Here is a 15,495-nt window from a genome sequence, read left to right as displayed (position 1 = left end):
TCAGACCTCGTTGAGCTGTTTGGCGGCGTCCAGCGCCGAGCGGCCGCGAGGGCCGTGGAAATATTCGTGAATCCACGCGTCGTCGGTTTCCGAGACCACGTCGATGGGACCGGCCACCAGCACCTTCTTCTGCGCCAGTACCGCGACGCGGTCGGTGATGGTGTAGAGCGTGTCGAGGTCGTGGGTCACCAGAAACACGCTCAGGCCCAGCGCGTCGCGCAGGGTCAGGATCAATTGGTCGAACTGCGCCGCGCCAATCGGATCGAGGCCGGCGGTGGGTTCGTCGAGAAACAGGATGTCCGGGTCCAGCGCCAGCGCCCGGGCCAGTGCCGCGCGCTTGATCATGCCGCCAGAGAGCGAGGCAGGGTACTTGTCCGCCGCCGACAGCGGCAGCCCGGCCAGCGCCAGCTTCACCGCCGCCAGATGCTCGGCGTCGTCACGGCTCAGGCCGGCGTGTTCGATCAGGGGCAGGGCGACGTTCTCGGTCACCGTCAGCGACGAGAACAGCGCGCCTTTCTGGAACAGCACGCCAAAGCGCCGCTCGACCAGCGACCGTTCGTGCTCGGACAGGCTCGGCAGGTTCTGGCCGAACACTTTCACGTTGCCTTCGCTGGGCCGGCGCAGACCGACGATGCTGCGCAACAGCACCGACTTACCGCTGCCGGAACCGCCGACCACGGCGAGGATTTCGCCTTTGTACAAGTCCAGGTCGAGGTTCTCGTGCACGCTCTGGCTGCCGAAGCGATTGCACAGGCCACGGACTTCGATCACCGCCTCGGACGGCACACGGGGTAGACGACTCACCAGCCCATCTCCATGAAGAACAGCGCGGCGACCGCATCGAGCACGATCACCACGAAGATCGATTGCACCACGCTCGAGGTGGTGTGGGCGCCGACCGATTCGGCGCTGCCACTGACCTTGAAGCCTTCCAGACAACCGATGGCGGCAATCAGGAACGCGAAGATCGGGGCTTTGACCAGACCCACCAGGAAATGTTGAATCCCTATGTCGCTTTGCAGCAGCGACAGGAACATCGCCGGCGAAATATCCAGCGACACGGCGCAGACCACGGCGCCACCGATGATCCCGCAGATCATCGCGAGGAAGGTCAGCATCGGCAGGGCCACAAGCAAGGCCAGTACCCGCGGCACCACCAGCAATTCCATGGGGTCGAGGCCGAGGGTGCGGATTGCGTCGATTTCCTCGTTGGCCTTCATCGAACCGATCTGTGCGGTAAAGGCACTGGCGGTGCGGCCGGCCATCAGGATCGCCGTGAGCAACACGCCGAATTCGCGCAGGAAGGCGAAGCCCACCAGATCCACGGTGAACACGCTGGCACCGAAACTGGCCAGCACTGTCGCCCCGAGGAACGCCACCACCGCGCCCACCAGAAAGGTCAGCAAAGCGACGATGGGCGCAGCATCGAGGCCGGTCTGTTCGATGTGCGCGATCATCGGCGTGATCCGCCAGCGCTTGGGGCGGAACAGGCTGCGGGCGATGGTTTCGAGGATCAGGCCGACGAAGCCGAGCAGTTGCAGGGTGTCTTGCCAGACGGTGTCGACGGCGCGGCCGATTCGGGTCAGCAGTTGCACGCTGACGCTGATTTCCGGTTCCTTGATCGGCACACAGAAATCGGTCAGCGAGCGATACACGGTTTGCAGCAACGCGCGGTCGGCGCTGGAAATCGTGCAGTCAGGGTGTTCGGCGGATTTGCCCAGCCGCTCGGAGCCGAGCAATTCGACGAGCAGCGACGCACCGGCGGTGTCGAGGGCGCCGAGGCCGTTTAGATCGATGGGGGTGTTGGCGTCGTACTGGCCGTGGAGCGTTTCGCTCAGTTGCTTGAGGTCGGCGTAATGGGCAAGCGTCCAGTCCCCGGTAATCCGCAGGCGGGCAGGGGTGATCGAGGTGTCCAGGCGGGCACTGCCGGTCATTGGGCTGCTGGTCATAAGCTCCGTGCTTGTTCGGCTAAATACGCTGGCATACGTAATAGCACGAACCCGATTACTTTTCTTTGGTCGGTGTGCTGTCCGTGACCTCGAAGCGCAGCACGCCAATCACCTGACCGTCCTCGGTCAACACCCTAACCTGCCACTTGCCCGCCGGGTTGCCGGGGAAGTTCTGCTTGTGGGTCCAGGCCCGGTAGCCTTCCTTGCGCCCGCCGTGGATGTCGAGGGCGATGCGGTCGACTTCTTTACCGTTGAACTGCCAGACGTGATAAATCCGCTCATCGAGCCCGCGCGGCGCGTTGATCGCGGTGTAGGCATAGAGCCCGCCGCCACGGATCTGCTCGGCGCTGACTTCCTTGAGGCTGGCGCCCGGAACCCGGTCCTGCACCTGAGTGCTGATCGCCACGTCGGTCATCCACAGCGTTGCCGGCGGCACCCACGAACGCAGAACCCAGCCCACACCGCCGATCCCGATGGTGATGCTGAGGATCGCCAGCGCGTTGCGCACGGTACGGATCGGGAAGATCGACGCCAGGCTCGGAAACGACAACACCACCGCAATCCCCAGCGCCCATTTGAAGCTCTGCGAGGTGGTCAGATGCATGATCACCGGCAGCGCCGTGAGCAGGGCGGCGAACAGGGTCAGGGTGTGCAGCGCGAGGAACGCCCAGCGCCGTGGCGCCAGCCACTTGTAGTAGAGCGGGTCGATGATCGAGATCAGCGCCGCGATGCACAACAACCCGGTGAAAAACAGCTGGCCGCTGTTCCAGGTGGTGGTGATAAAGAAGAACGGCAGGACGAAAAACAGGCTTTCCTGGTGGATCATCTGCGTCGCGTAACGCAGCAGCGGCTGAGGGATTTCCCGTTTGAAGATCCGCGTGAAGAGCTGGGTGAGGCTGTTTTCCAGCATCAGCCAGATCCAGCTCAGCAGCATGATCGTGGTGATCCAGCTCGCCAGCCCCTGTTGCCGGTCGACCAGAATGAAGCTGCCGACCCCGGAGATGAAACCGCCGAGCGCAATGACCCCGGGGTAGCGCTTCATCAGTTCGAGAATGCGCTGGATCAGAAGGGTCAATTTAGACATTTGGGCGGTTCACGACAGTCGAGGAAAAAAACCTCGACAGATTACCGCCCGCCGGGCCGCGTGGCGAGGCTGCCGGTCAGTCCGGATGCACGGATTTTCTCCGATGCAGGCGCCAGCCCAGCAGGATCAGCAGCAGAACACCGAGCCCGCCCGCCAGCATCCACAACACCTGATCGTCGCTGAGCAACGGTTTCTCGATTCGCAGATACCCCGGTTGCAGCAACAACTCGCGCATGGCCTTGTTCGCCGCCTCCAGCGTCACGCCTTGCAGCTCCCGCGCAGGATTGGCAAACCGCCCATCCTCGTAGTCGCCCAGGGCGCTCCAGTAATAGTCGGCCATGGCGCTGTTGCCTTGCACGGCCCAGGCCTGATGGGCGATGGCGGCTTGTTTCAAGCGGTTGAAGGTGTCGGCGTCGAGGCCGTTTTTCAGCAGATCGGCCTTGAGGTCTTCCAGCACTTGTTCGGCTTCAGCAATGTCGCCGCGATCCAGATCGGCGTTGAGGCTCATGAAGCCGACACCGCCGAACACCTCGCGCTCGGCCCACGGCCCGTAGGACAAACCGTGGTTCAGGCGCAATTGGCGATACAGCGCCCACTCCAGGTATTCCTTGAGCAAGTCGAAGGTTTCGTCGTACTGATCGTCCAGCACCGGCTCCGGCACCAGCCAGTGCAGCTTGGCGCTGTTGCCAATGAAGCCGCGAGTGATCGTGCGTTCGTGTGCGGCGCTGGAGCGGATGTCCGGCAACGGACGGTGTTCGCTCGGATCGACCGCTTCCAGCGCACCCCACGCCCGCTCCAGATAGGCCGGCAGCAGTTTGTCGAGGTCACCGACGACGATCAGGGTCATGTTGTTCGGCGCGTACCAGGCCTTGCGCACCTTCTCCAGCTGCTCGCGGGTCAGACCATCGACCTCGGCCCGCTGCGGGCATTTCAGGCCCAGCTCGACTGCCAGTTGATTGCTCGCGGTGTGGCCGAGATCCTGCCGGTCGAGAAAGCGTTGCAGTCGGGTGTAATGGCCGCCGTCCTCACGCTCGACCACGCGTTTGGCGGCGTTGATCGCGTTGTCGTCGAAGCGGGTCTGGGTCAGCAGATCCAGCAGCAGGTCGAGGACCTTGCGCTGGTTTTTCGCCGGGGCTTCGATGACGAAGGTGGTGTCGGCGTTGCTGGTGAAGGCGTTCCAGTCACCGCCTAGGGCCTGCATGCGTTCTTCGAGGCCACCTTCGCCGGTGGCGTCGATGCCGCTGAACAGCAGGTGCTCGAGCAGGTGCGGCAGCTCCTTTTCATTGCAGTCGAAATCGTCGAGACCGACGCCGATCACCAAGCGGATCGCCACGTGCCCACGCTCGGTGCCGGGCTTGAGCAGCAGTTGCAAACCGTTGGGCAGCGCATAGCCTTCGACCTGAAAACGATCCAGGGCGAAGGCGGGCAGGGAACCGAGCAGCAGACAGGCGAACAACAGGCAACGCATAACGAGCTTCCATACGGCTGAATTGGAGATCCGTGTCGTCAGTCCGGCCGCGAGGCCGAACCTTGAGTTACTGACTGACCACAACCCCAGACGTTCAAGGCGAATGCGTGATGTCCGCCATATCGTCCGCCGCCAGCGCGCCGGTATCGGAAGTTTCCAGCACCACGTAGGCGCTGCTGCAGAACAACGAGTTCAGGCGTTTCATGTCGGCAATCAACTCCAGGTGCAACGAACTGGTCTCGATACTCTGCACGATCTTACGTTGCAACCGGCTGACGTGGGCATGGGCCAGACGCCGTTCCTGTGCGCGAAAGCGACGTTTCTCGCGCAGCAGCTGGCGGGCGCTTTCCTTGTCGCCGCTGAGGAACACCGACAGCCCCAGCCGCAGGTTGGCGATCAATTGCTGGTGCAGGCCGGCCAGTTCTTCCAGCCCGTCTTCGGAAAACGACCGGCGTTGCGAAGTCTTCTGCTGCTGCACTTTGCGCAGCATGCGTTCGATCAGGTCGCTGGCCAGTTTGAGGTTGATCGCCAGTTCGATGATCTCCGCCCAGCGCCGACTGTCCTGCTCGCCGAGATCTTCGCGGGGCATCTGCGCCAGGTACAGCTTGATCGCGCTGTAAAGCGCTTCGACGTCATCGGTCAGCTTGCGCATTTCCTGGGTGACGGCGGTCTGTTTGCCCCGCAGCACGTCGAGGGTCGCGTCGAGCATGTTGTCGATCAGGTCGCCCATGCGCAGGGTTTCCCGGGCGGCGTTGGCCAGTGCAAGGCTCGGCGTGACCAGCGCGGTGGCGTCGAGGTGACGCGGCTTGGCGGTGCCGTTGACCTCCGGGCGCTCCGGCAGCAGCCAGGCGCAAAGCCGCGCCATCGGCCCGACGCTCGGCAGCAGGATCAGGCAGCGCGCGGTGTTGTAGAGCAGGTGGAAGCCGATGACCATTTCCTGCGGGCTGAAATCCAGGCTGTCGATCCAGTGCACCAGCGGGTCGAGCACCGGAATGATCAGCAACAGCCCGATCAGCTTGTAGAGCAGACTGCCCAGCGCCACCTGCCGGCCCGCGGCGTTCTGCATGCTGGTGCTCATGAATGCCAGCACGCCGCTGCCGATGTTGGCGCCGATCACCAGACCGATCGCCACCGGCAGACTGATCACCGCAGCGCCGGCGAGCGTGGCAGTCAGCAGCACGGCCGCCAGACTGGAGTAGGAAATCATCGCGAACAGCGCACCGACCAGGGCGTCGAGCAGGATATCGCCGGTCAGCGAGGCGAAAATCACCTTCACCCCTTGGGCATGGGTGATCGGCGCAGCGGCCTCGACGATCAGTTGCAGCGCCAGAATGATCAGCCCCAGCCCGATGGCCACGCGGCCCATCTGCCCGAGCCGCGTCTGCTTGCGCGACAGAAAGAAAATCACCCCGAGAAAAATCAGCAGCGGCGACAGCCACGACAGGTCGAACGTCAGCACCCGCGCCATCAGCGCCGTACCAACGTCGGCGCCAAGCATGGTGGCCAGGGCCGGGGTCAACGCCATCAGGCCTTGGCCGACGAAGGACGTCACAAGCATGGCGGTGGCGTTGCTGCTCTGCACCATCGCGGTCACGAGGATGCCGGCAACAAAGGCCAGCCAGCGTCTGGACATGTTCTGGCCGATCACGTGGCGCAGATTGGTGCCGTACACCCGCAGGATGCCGGTTCGGACGATGTGCGTGCCCCAGATCAGCAGGGCCACGGCAGAGAGCAGATTGAGCAGGGTTAGCATGCAGACCCCCTGTAATAGCAGCGCCCCAGAGGGGCAAGTTGACGGTACCGCGCAATTTCTACGTTCTGATACTTAAGCTGTAGTTGGCTAACGGTCTGGGCGCCAGCATTGCACAGCTAAAGCGGGGATTGAAACAAAAGTGTCATGAAAAGGGCTTCATGCGCTTCATCGAACATCGCACAAAAACCTTATGGGAACTGACTTGAGGGCCATCGCTTCAGGTCCCACAGTATTTCTAATTTCACAGGATCAATCGCTGAAATGATCTTCGCCCAGCCCGACATCAATCAGATACCTGGCCGTGTCGGGATTTCTTTCGTCGCATCGCGCATAGCATTTGATATGGAGAATCAGACTGTACTTGTGTGGAACCAACAAAATGACGCCATCCAGTTGATCGAAAAGCTTGGCTTGGAGGCGAGATCTGTCTTCCTGAGTTTCAGTTTTGAACCAATCATTCCCTTCAACAGCATCTGGCGACCAACCAGCCTTCTTGAACATCTGTTGAAGATCACCAAGAAGTTTCACCGCTTTCTCAAAGGGCAAGGTTTCCAGCATTGGTGAAGTAGTAAAAGTGGTCGCTTTGAAATCGGACCAGCCAATCGCACCAAATTTTGTCACTGGCAGCGTGAATCCGTGCTGCTTGTCATCGAAGGTAATGATTACAGGACTAGTGATCCATGTAGAACTTGGGTGCGGTGGCGTACTGGGATAAATGGCAGTTTTATCCTTCACGGGAAAAGACGAATCCTGCACCACATCGTCATACGTTTTTCCAATGTGAAAGTTGATTTGGTCCGGGCCGCGGCCGAGATAGAGCGTCAGCGCAATAGCCCCCAGGGCGACTGCAGCCATAACGTATACATTGCGCTTTCGCATCATTTGACGCCCCCGCCAGCCGCAATTTCACGGATGGACTGCTCAAGTTTTGCGCGAGAGGCTGGTTGTTTAAGTAACTCATCAAATTGAGTGGCGGCGCGCAGCACAAACTTCATTCGTTGATCTTTATCTGCAAGGTTGGCTAGCGGATTGCTGCCAAAAGCGACCTTTCGATTGTCTGGAGCTTTGCATTGGCTAGCGAGAGTGAGCTGTATTTCTTCGGCAGCCCCCGGCAATAAACCAGTTACAACAGAAATCACGTCGCCGCCATGTGTGCCCCGCATCAGGAGGGCGAAATGGGTCTCGTCGTACATCGCCGGCTGCAGAATATTGACCTGTTCGTGGAGCGCCATTTTCTCAACGCTACCTGCGATGTTTCCTTGATCAATGGCTTTGAATGTCGAATAGATTTCTTGAGTATCGGCGCCAAAATCCACCTTATCGGAGATTGGCCACATCACATCTTTCACGATCTCGCCCCGGCTCTTCAGGCATTTCTCCATTTCCTTGTACCCCCGCACCATAAAAAACCGGTGCAGCGGATAAACGTCCAGAAACAACGATGTATTACCCAGCGCCAACATCTCATACACATAGTCCAACTGCTGCTGAACCACTGATCGCGGGTTATCGCCGAAGGTGATGTCTTCAGTCGGCAACGGGTTGGCAGCCCGGGCTTTCTCCAGTTCGCGCTCCGCCTCAGGATTGGTCTTGCTGAGCTTGAAACCGAAGCCTTCAAAAATCGTTTCCGATTTGGCGGTACGAAGTTTCTCCTGCGCGGCTTTCTGCGCGGCTATCGCGGTTTGCAGTTTGGTCGCATGGATCAACCCACACCCCACCTGCTTCGAAGCAAACGCCGCCAGCCCCGCCCACTGAAACCGGTTATCCGCCAGCCACAACTGCGCGTACGCCGCGTTGATCTTGCGGTTGCGCGCCTGTGGGTCGGCAATCAGAACGCCGCCCGGGGCGACCCATTCTTCGGCTTCTTTCTGGAAGCGGCGCCACAGGCAGTTGCAGGTCAGCAGCGGGACTTCAACGCGGGTTTTCGGGTTGGGGCCGGTCTTGGTGGTTTCGCGTTTGCAGGCGGGCAGCTCGCAGGTGCTGTCCCAGAGCTTTTTCATGTCCAGGTCGTCGGGGGCGATGCATTGTCCGGTCATGGGTTCTTCCTTGAGGCTCACACTGTCCAGCGCACGACCGCCAGATCAGGCTGGAGGGTCGCGACGCTTTGGGTCATGCCTTGTGCGTTGGTCTGGCCTTTGACGATACGGCCTTCGGCGGTTTCGATTTCGTAGCCTTGTTCGGCGATGGGTTCACCATTGCCGGCGCTGACCGCTTTGAACTCGACCAGTGGCTTGCCAATGATCGGCAACGGCGGGATGAATGGCGCGGGCGTATGGCTGCTGCCAATGATGACGTCCCCTGAACCGCCGACCACCACGCCGCCATGGCTGGCGGTGCTGTCGAGGGTCATGGCGTTCTTGCCGTTGATGAACACGGTCGCGGAGAAGGCACCACTAAGGGCTTGCCCACAGGTGCATGCGTCACCCAGGCGAGCGGCGGCGAGGCCATTGAAGAAGACATCGGGCGAGCCGCTGGCAATCGGGTTGGTGCCGTGGCCAGGAAGCGGGCAGGTGGTCGGATCCGTGACGCGTGCAGCTGGCTTTCCAGACATGTGCATTCCTTGTCATTGTCGAAGCGAGGGGGGACGCTAACCAGCGCAGCCCGGTGCGTCAACCTTCAACGGCTCCCGCGCGTTTCGGCCGGGCAGGAAAAAGGGGCCCGAAGGCCCCTTTGTCATGCTCACTGCGTTCGGGTTACTGACCCGGAATATCCTTGCGCAGCTTCACCGGATCCTGCTGTTTCTTCTTGCGGGCAATCGCGCCGCGCATCTTGATGTTGATCGCTTCGACCGCCAGCGAGAACGCCATGGCGAAGTAGACGTAGCCTTTCGGTACGTGCACGTCGAACGATTCGGCAATCAGCACGGTGCCGACCACCAGCAGGAACGACAGCGCGAGCATTTTCAGCGACGGGTGCTTGTCGATGAACTCGCTGATCTTGCCCGAAGCCAGCATCATCACCAGCACGGCCACGATGATCGCCGCGACCATCACAGGCACATGGGACACCATGCCGACGGCGGTGATCACCGAGTCCAGCGAGAAGACGATGTCGATAATCGCGATCTGGATGATGGTGTAGAGGAAGTTGCCGCCCTTGCCCGAAGGCTCGTCGCCTGCTTCGTCCTCACCTTCCAGCGCGTGGTACATCTCCTGGGAGCTTTTCCACAGCAGGAACAGGCCACCGAAGAACAGGATCAGGTCGCGACCGGAAATGCCCTGACCGAACACTTCGAACAGGTCAGCGGTGAGGCGCATGACCCAGGTGATCGACAGCAGCAACAGGATCCGCGTGATCATGGCCAGGCCAAGACCGAAGATCCGGGTGCGCTGCTGCATGTGTTTGGGCATGCGGCTGACCAGGATCGAAATCATGATGATGTTATCGATGCCCAGAACGATTTCCAGGGCGGTCAGGGTGAAGAAGGCAACCCAGATCTCAGGGTTGGTCAGCCATTCCATGTGTATTCCTTTGAGCGAGTGTTAAACCAGGACGCCAGCAATCAGCTGGCGTCCGGGTGAGTTTGGTGCCGTTACAACGTGCTGAACAGCGGGAAAGTCCCCAACAGCAAGGCTGCGACCAGTATGCACAGGCAGACCAGCACTGCCCATTTCAGGGTGAAACGCTGGTGATCGCCGAACTCGATGCCCGCCAGTGCGACCAGCAGGTATGTCGACGGCACCAGTGGGCTCAGCAGGTGAACCGGCTGACCGACGATCGAGGCACGGGCCATTTCCACTGCGGTGATGCCGTAATGGCTGGCCGCTTCGGACAACACCGGCAACACACCGTAGTAGAACGCGTCGTTCGACATGAAGAACGTGAACGGCATGCTCACCAGCGCCGTGATCACTGCCAGGTATGGGCCGAGGAAATCAGGGATCACTGCCAGCAGGCTTTTCGACATGGCATCGACCATGCCGGTGCCCGACAGGATACCGGTGAAAATGCCCGCCGCGAAGATCAGACTGACCACCGACAGCACGCTGCCGGCGTGGGCCGCAACGCGGTCCTTCTGCATTTGCAGGCAAGGATAGTTGACGATCATGGCAATACTGAACGCCACCATGAACAGCACCGGCAGCGGCAGCAGGCCGGCGATCAGGGTGCACATCAGGGCCAGGGTCAGCAAGCCGTTGAACCAGATCAGCTTCGGACGGCGGGCATCCGGGAATTGCGAGACGCTGATTTCGCTGTGATCGATTTCGTCGCCGATCAGGTGCAACTCACCCAGACGCGCACGCTCACGTTTGCCGTAGAAGTAGGCAATGATCAGGATCGCCACCACACCGGCAGCCATCGCCGGGATCATCGGTACGAAGATGTCCGACGGGTCCACGTGCAGCGCACTCGCGGCACGGGCAGTCGGGCCACCCCATGGGGTCATGTTCATCACGCCGCCGGCGAGGATGATCAGGCCGGCCATGATCCGCGGGCTCATGCCGATGCGGCTGTACAGCGGCAGCATGGCGGCCACGCAGATCATGTAAGTGGTCGCGCCGTCACCATCGAGGGAAACGACGAGCGCCAGTACGGCGGTGCCGACCGAAACTTTCAGCGGGTCGCCCTTGACCAGTTTGAGGATCTTGCGCACGGCCGGGTCGAACAGGCCGGAGTCGATCATCAGGGCAAAATACAGAATCGCGAACATCAGCATCACGCCGGTCGGCGCAAGCTTGGTAATACCTTCGAGCATCATCGGGCCGATCTTCGGGGCGAAACCACCGAACAGAGCGAACAGGATCGGGATGATGATCAGAGCGATCAGCGCAGACAGGCGCTTGGTCATGATCAGGAACATGAACGTGATGACCATGGCGAAGCCAAGGAAAGTCAGCATGGGAATACTCCAGGCGTAGCGCGGCTAGGTAGGTGAGCGGATCGGGTGGATCAGCGCAGAACGGGAAGCACAAGGCGTACGAGCGGAGTGTCAGAAAAAAGGCGTGGGAGGAGGCGGGTTGCAGAGGACATCAGAATCACCATTGTTGTTGTTAATTGGGCCTGTCGTGCGAGCAATCACACGCGTTGGCCAACCGGTCTGTTGCCGGCAGTGGGGGCGATCCTAATCGGGGAACCTTTCAGCTACCTTTCGCGCAAAAAAGCTTTGGGCGAACGGCTAACCGGCGGTCGGATGCGGGCTAGAGTCAATGAACACGGGGAGCGGAGGGCAGGGCGATGACTGATTTGCACAGCGGTGGCTGCCATTGCGGACATATCCGCTATCAGTTCAGCGGAGCGTTGCACGACATCGCCCACTGTCATTGCTCGATCTGTCGAAAGGTCAGCGGCGGCATCGTCATCACCTGGATCACGCTGCCGGCGGCGAACTTCCAGTGGCTGGCGGGGAAACCTTCGCGCTATGACTCGTCGACCAGTTGCGCTCGGTTCTTCTGTCCGAACTGCGGCGCACAACTGGCGCTGGTGACGCTGCTCAGCCCCGAGAGCATCGATCTGACGATTGCCACACTGGATCATCCAGAGCTGGCCGCCGCCGAGCGGCACATCTGGACCGACAGCCAGTTGCCATGGCTGCACCTGGACGAGCATTTGCCCGGCGAGCCCGAAGAAACCATCTGATTAAAAAATAGACAGATCCAGCGGCCGCATCGCGCCCATCCAGATGGCGTGTTCGGTGTGGTCCAGCAAGTCATCGCCGGTGTCCGGGTGCAGGAACACCACCAACCCTTTGCGATTGAGCGCCAGCCACGGCAGCACGTCGCCGATCAACTCCGGGCCGAAGGCCAGCTGGCAGCTCCAGTCCGGGTGCGGACCGACGGGGCGTTCATGTACGCGGCCCATCTTCAATGGAAACAGCGACGCCGCCTGTTCACACAGCGCCCGCGCCTGTTCGATCGTGCTGGCGTCGTAATAAACGTGGGCGTGATAACCCTTGATCGTCTGCATCGCAAACCCTCTGAATCGGTTCGAACCCTCGGCGTTGGCCGTATGTCACACGCCATACAAGGGAAAACAAAAGGGACCTCAGCCATGAAAAATGCCGAAACCCCGGCGGTAAAAGTGGTGCTCTATGGTGCCATGAGTAGCCTGGGCAGTGCGCTGATGGCTGAACTGCTGCACCGCCAGCACGAAGTCATCGCCATCCTCGACGATCTGACAGCACTCGCGCCACGGCCGGGGCTGCGCACCAAAAGCGGCGACCTGCTCGATGCCGAGCGGGTCAATCAGAGCGTGGCCGGCAGCACGGCGGTGATCTGCCTGTTGAATGCGCCGGGCTTGCCGCTCAGCAGCGATCATGTCGAGAAATCCGTGGTGCTGGGGCCAGTGGAACAGGTGCTGGCGGTGGATGCGTTGATCGATGGATTGCAAGCGGCGAACGTCTCGCGCCTGTTTGTCATCGGTGACTTCGAAGCACTGGACGATCCGGAAAACGCCGACCCGCTGCAACGCCACGCCGCCGAGGAAATACGCGAAGCCCTGCAAAGCAGCCCGCTGCACTGGACGCTGGTCAATGCGCCGCGCAGTGTCGCCGGGCTGACGATCGAGCACTTCAGTCAGGTCGGCCGCACGCTTGAACCTGGGTTGGCCGAACCGCTGGAGCGTTTGAACCGGGTGGCGGTAGGGATTGCCGACGAGCTGCGGCTGAATCTGCATCTGCGTCAGCACGTGGATTTTGTTGCGGCTTCCTGATCCGTTACACCGCAATCGACGGCAACGGCAGCCCGGCCAGGGACTCGGCGCTGCTGGCCTGTTCGGCCATCAGCCAATCCACGAAGGTCTGAATCAACGCGCCCCGGCGTTTGCGCTGCGGCAACACCACGTAATAACCAAGGCGCGACAAGGTGGTTTCGGCGATGGGCCGGCACAACAGCCCTTGGGTTAATAAGTTATCCACAAGGTGACGCCAGCCAATGGCCACGCCCTGACCGCCAATCGCCGCTTGAATCAACAAGGTGTAATTGTCGAAGCGCAATTGGCCCGGGGCTGGCGGCGTGCTGATGTTCAACTCGCGGAACAGACCGCTCCAGTCGAACCAGTTGCTGCTGTTTTCCCCGCGCAGGTGCAGCAACGGAAATTCCAGCAATGCCTGAGCAGGCAGGGGCAGAGAGCGATCCTTGAGCAACTGCGGGCTGCACACCGGAAACACTTCTTCGCTGAACAACCAGTGACTTTCACCCTGTTTGAAGCGACCGTCGCCGAACAGCACGGCAACGTCGATATCCGGGCGCAGCATGTTGTGATTGCGCTCGCTGGTGACCAGGCTCACGTCCACCTGTGGATAAGCTTCATGGAAGCGGTGCAGACGCGGCATCAGCCAATACGCGGCAAAGGCGAAATCGGTGGCGACCTGCAACACTTCGTGTTGCTGCTGCGTGCTGATCGCGCTCAATCCTGCGTCGATATTCTGCAAACCGAGGGTAACTTGCTCAAACAGGATCGAGCCGACCTCGGTCAGTTCGATGCCCCGGTAGATCCGATCGAACAGCCGCGTACCGAGCTGTTCCTCCAACCGTTTGATTTGCTGGCTGATGGCCGGTTGCGTCGTGCCGAGCTCCACCGCCGCAGCGGTAAAACTGCGATGACGGGCCGCCGCCTCGAAGGCGCGCAGCAGGTCCAGCGACAAATCACCGAGGGCTTCATACATAAGCTGTGCTTATCCTAGTCATTGTCCGGCGCGGGCTTTACCGGATATTGCGTGGAATCCATGCTCGATCGCAGCAATGTCGCATAAATATTCACTATGGAATGCCGCGATCACATGAAGCGCAAGAACATTCTTTTCATCATGGCCGATCAAATGGCCGCGCCAATGTTGCCGTTCTACGGCTCGTCGCCGATGAAACTGCCGAATCTCAGCCGCCTCGCCGAACAAGGCGTGGTGTTCGATGCCGCGTACTGCAACAGCCCGCTGTGCGCACCGTCGCGTTTCACCCTGGTCAGCGGCCAGTTGCCGAGCAAGATCGGCGCCTACGACAACGCCGCCGATTTCCCCGCCGACATTCCCACCTACGCCCATTACCTGCGCCGTCTCGGCTACCGCACCGCACTCTCGGGCAAGATGCATTTCTGCGGCCCCGATCAACTGCACGGTTACGAAGAGCGCCTGACCAGCGACATCTACCCGGCCGACTATGGCTGGGCGGTGAACTGGGATGAACCCGATGTGCGGCCGAGCTGGTATCACAACATGTCTTCGGTGTTGCAGGCCGGCCCGTGCGTGCGCACCAACCAGCTCGATTTCGACGAAGAGGTGGTGTTCAAGGCTCAGCAATACCTGTTCGACCATATTCGCGAGGACGGCGACCAGCCGTTCTGCCTGACCGTGTCGATGACTCACCCCCACGACCCGTACACGATTCCCAAGGCGTTCTGGGATTTGTACGACGATGCGGATATCCCGCTTCCGACGACGCCGGATCAGCATTCTCTCGATCCGCACTCCCAGCGTTTGCTCAAGGTATACGACCTGTGGGACAAGCCGCTGCCTGTGGATAAAATCCGAGATGCGCGTCGCGCCTATTTCGGTGCTTGCAGCTATATTGACGCCAACGTCGGCAAACTCCTGCAAACCATCGAAGATTGTGGGCTAATGGACGACACCGTCATCGTGTTCTCCGGTGACCATGGCGACATGCTGGGAGAGAAAGGCCTCTGGTACAAAATGCACTGGTACGAAATGGCCGCTCGCGTACCTCTGTTGATAAGTGCACCCGGTCAGTTCAAATCCGGCCGTGTCAGCTCTGCCGTCTCCACCGCCGACCTGTTGCCGACCTTCGTCGAGCTGGCCGGCGGTAGCCTGGAACCGAATCTGCCGCTGGACGGCCGTTCGCTGGTTCCACACCTGCAAGGGCGGGGCGGTCACGATGAGGTGTTCGGCGAATACATGGCCGAAGGCACTGTCAGCCCACTGATGATGATCCGTCGTGGCGCCTTCAAATTTATCTACAGCGAAACCGACCCTTGCCTACTCTTCGATGTGGATAACGATCCACGCGAGCAGGAAGAACTCAGCCAATCACCGCAACATCGCCAACTGTTCAACGATTTTCTTGCTGAAGCACGGGCCAAGTGGGACATACCGGCAATCCACCGCGAAGTCCTCGAAAGCCAGCGCCGCCGGCGCTTCGTCGCCGAGGCGCTGACGATCGGCAAGCTGAAGAGCTGGGATCACCAGCCGCTGGTGGACGCCAGTCAGCAGTACATGCGCAACCACATCGACCTCGATGACCTGGAGCGCAAGGCCCGTTATCCACAACCCTGCCAAAACCAATAATGCTAAGGG

The 15,495-nt window shown here is 60.6% G+C and carries 15 protein-coding genes; 3 read left to right on the top strand and 12 right to left on the bottom strand.

What is annotated here, in order from left to right:
* From QR290_RS01250 to QR290_RS01205, 10 genes are all read right to left on the bottom strand, one after another.
* The gene (locus tag QR290_RS01250; RefSeq protein WP_289204151.1) at window positions 1–804 is read right to left on the bottom strand and encodes an ABC transporter ATP-binding protein; all 804 of its coding nucleotides are present in this window, start codon (window positions 802–804) and stop codon (window positions 1–3) included.
* The gene (locus tag QR290_RS01245) at window positions 801–1,949 is read right to left on the bottom strand and encodes an ABC transporter permease (protein WP_289204150.1); all 1,149 of its coding nucleotides are present in this window, start codon (window positions 1,947–1,949) and stop codon (window positions 801–803) included. The genes QR290_RS01250 and QR290_RS01245 overlap by 4 nt, the downstream gene beginning before the upstream one ends.
* A 55-nt stretch (window positions 1,950–2,004) precedes the next feature.
* Entirely contained in the window at window positions 2,005–3,033 is a 1,029-nt protein-coding gene (locus QR290_RS01240; RefSeq protein WP_115079824.1) for a DUF5924 family protein, read from the bottom strand.
* 76 nt (window positions 3,034–3,109) lie between these two features.
* Window positions 3,110–4,501, bottom strand: a complete 1,392-nt coding sequence (locus QR290_RS01235) for a M16 family metallopeptidase (RefSeq protein ID WP_289204149.1) — start codon at window positions 4,499–4,501, stop codon at window positions 3,110–3,112.
* 94 nt (window positions 4,502–4,595) lie between these two features.
* The gene (locus QR290_RS01230) at window positions 4,596–6,254 is read right to left on the bottom strand and encodes a Na/Pi cotransporter family protein (RefSeq protein WP_115079822.1); all 1,659 of its coding nucleotides are present in this window, start codon (window positions 6,252–6,254) and stop codon (window positions 4,596–4,598) included.
* A gap of 249 nt (window positions 6,255–6,503) precedes the next feature.
* Complete coding sequence (locus QR290_RS01225; RefSeq protein ID WP_240321667.1) at window positions 6,504–7,109, bottom strand: hypothetical protein; 606 nt, start codon at window positions 7,107–7,109, stop codon at window positions 6,504–6,506.
* A gap of 23 nt (window positions 7,110–7,132) precedes the next feature.
* Entirely contained in the window at window positions 7,133–8,290 is a 1,158-nt protein-coding gene (locus tag QR290_RS01220; protein WP_115079820.1) for a DUF2515 family protein, read from the bottom strand.
* A 17-nt stretch (window positions 8,291–8,307) separates the two neighbouring features.
* Window positions 8,308–8,805, bottom strand: coding sequence for a PAAR domain-containing protein (locus QR290_RS01215; RefSeq protein WP_115079819.1), 498 nt, complete (start codon window positions 8,803–8,805; stop codon window positions 8,308–8,310).
* A gap of 142 nt (window positions 8,806–8,947) precedes the next feature.
* Complete coding sequence (locus QR290_RS01210; protein ID WP_115079818.1) at window positions 8,948–9,715, bottom strand: TerC family protein; 768 nt, start codon at window positions 9,713–9,715, stop codon at window positions 8,948–8,950.
* A gap of 71 nt (window positions 9,716–9,786) precedes the next feature.
* Window positions 9,787–11,094 (bottom strand): CitMHS family transporter, encoded by a 1,308-nt coding sequence (locus tag QR290_RS01205; RefSeq protein WP_007954069.1) that lies wholly within the window; start codon window positions 11,092–11,094, stop codon window positions 9,787–9,789.
* 335 nt (window positions 11,095–11,429) lie between these two features.
* On the opposite strand from QR290_RS01205, the gene QR290_RS01200 reads away from it, so the two are divergent.
* On the top strand, window positions 11,430–11,831 hold the full coding sequence (locus QR290_RS01200) for a GFA family protein (RefSeq protein ID WP_289204148.1): 402 nt from the start codon (window positions 11,430–11,432) through the stop codon (window positions 11,829–11,831).
* On the opposite strand, the gene QR290_RS01195 is transcribed toward QR290_RS01200, so the two are convergent.
* Window positions 11,832–12,158: a DOPA 4,5-dioxygenase family protein gene (locus QR290_RS01195; RefSeq protein ID WP_289204147.1), complete on the bottom strand. Its 327-nt coding sequence runs from the start codon at window positions 12,156–12,158 to the stop codon at window positions 11,832–11,834.
* 84 nt (window positions 12,159–12,242) lie between these two features.
* Here QR290_RS01195 and QR290_RS01190 point away from each other — a divergent pair, with 84 nt between their 5' ends.
* A complete protein-coding gene (locus QR290_RS01190; protein WP_289204146.1) occupies window positions 12,243–12,902 on the top strand; it encodes an NAD(P)-dependent oxidoreductase in 660 nt (219 codons plus the stop codon).
* Window positions 12,903–12,906: 4 nt separating this feature from the next.
* On the opposite strand, the gene QR290_RS01185 is transcribed toward QR290_RS01190, so the two are convergent.
* Complete coding sequence (locus QR290_RS01185) at window positions 12,907–13,857, bottom strand: choline sulfate utilization transcriptional regulator (protein WP_289204145.1); 951 nt, start codon at window positions 13,855–13,857, stop codon at window positions 12,907–12,909.
* A gap of 114 nt (window positions 13,858–13,971) precedes the next feature.
* Here QR290_RS01185 and betC point away from each other — a divergent pair, with 114 nt between their 5' ends.
* Window positions 13,972–15,486, top strand: coding sequence for a choline-sulfatase (betC, locus tag QR290_RS01180; RefSeq protein ID WP_289204144.1), 1,515 nt, complete (start codon window positions 13,972–13,974; stop codon window positions 15,484–15,486).
* The last annotated feature ends 9 nt before the right edge of the window (window positions 15,487–15,495 follow it).

The organism is Pseudomonas fluorescens (genome assembly GCF_030344995.1).
GTDB lineage: Bacteria > Pseudomonadota > Gammaproteobacteria > Pseudomonadales > Pseudomonadaceae > Aquipseudomonas > Aquipseudomonas fluorescens_BF.
This window is presented reverse-complemented; position numbering and strand designations above follow the sequence as displayed.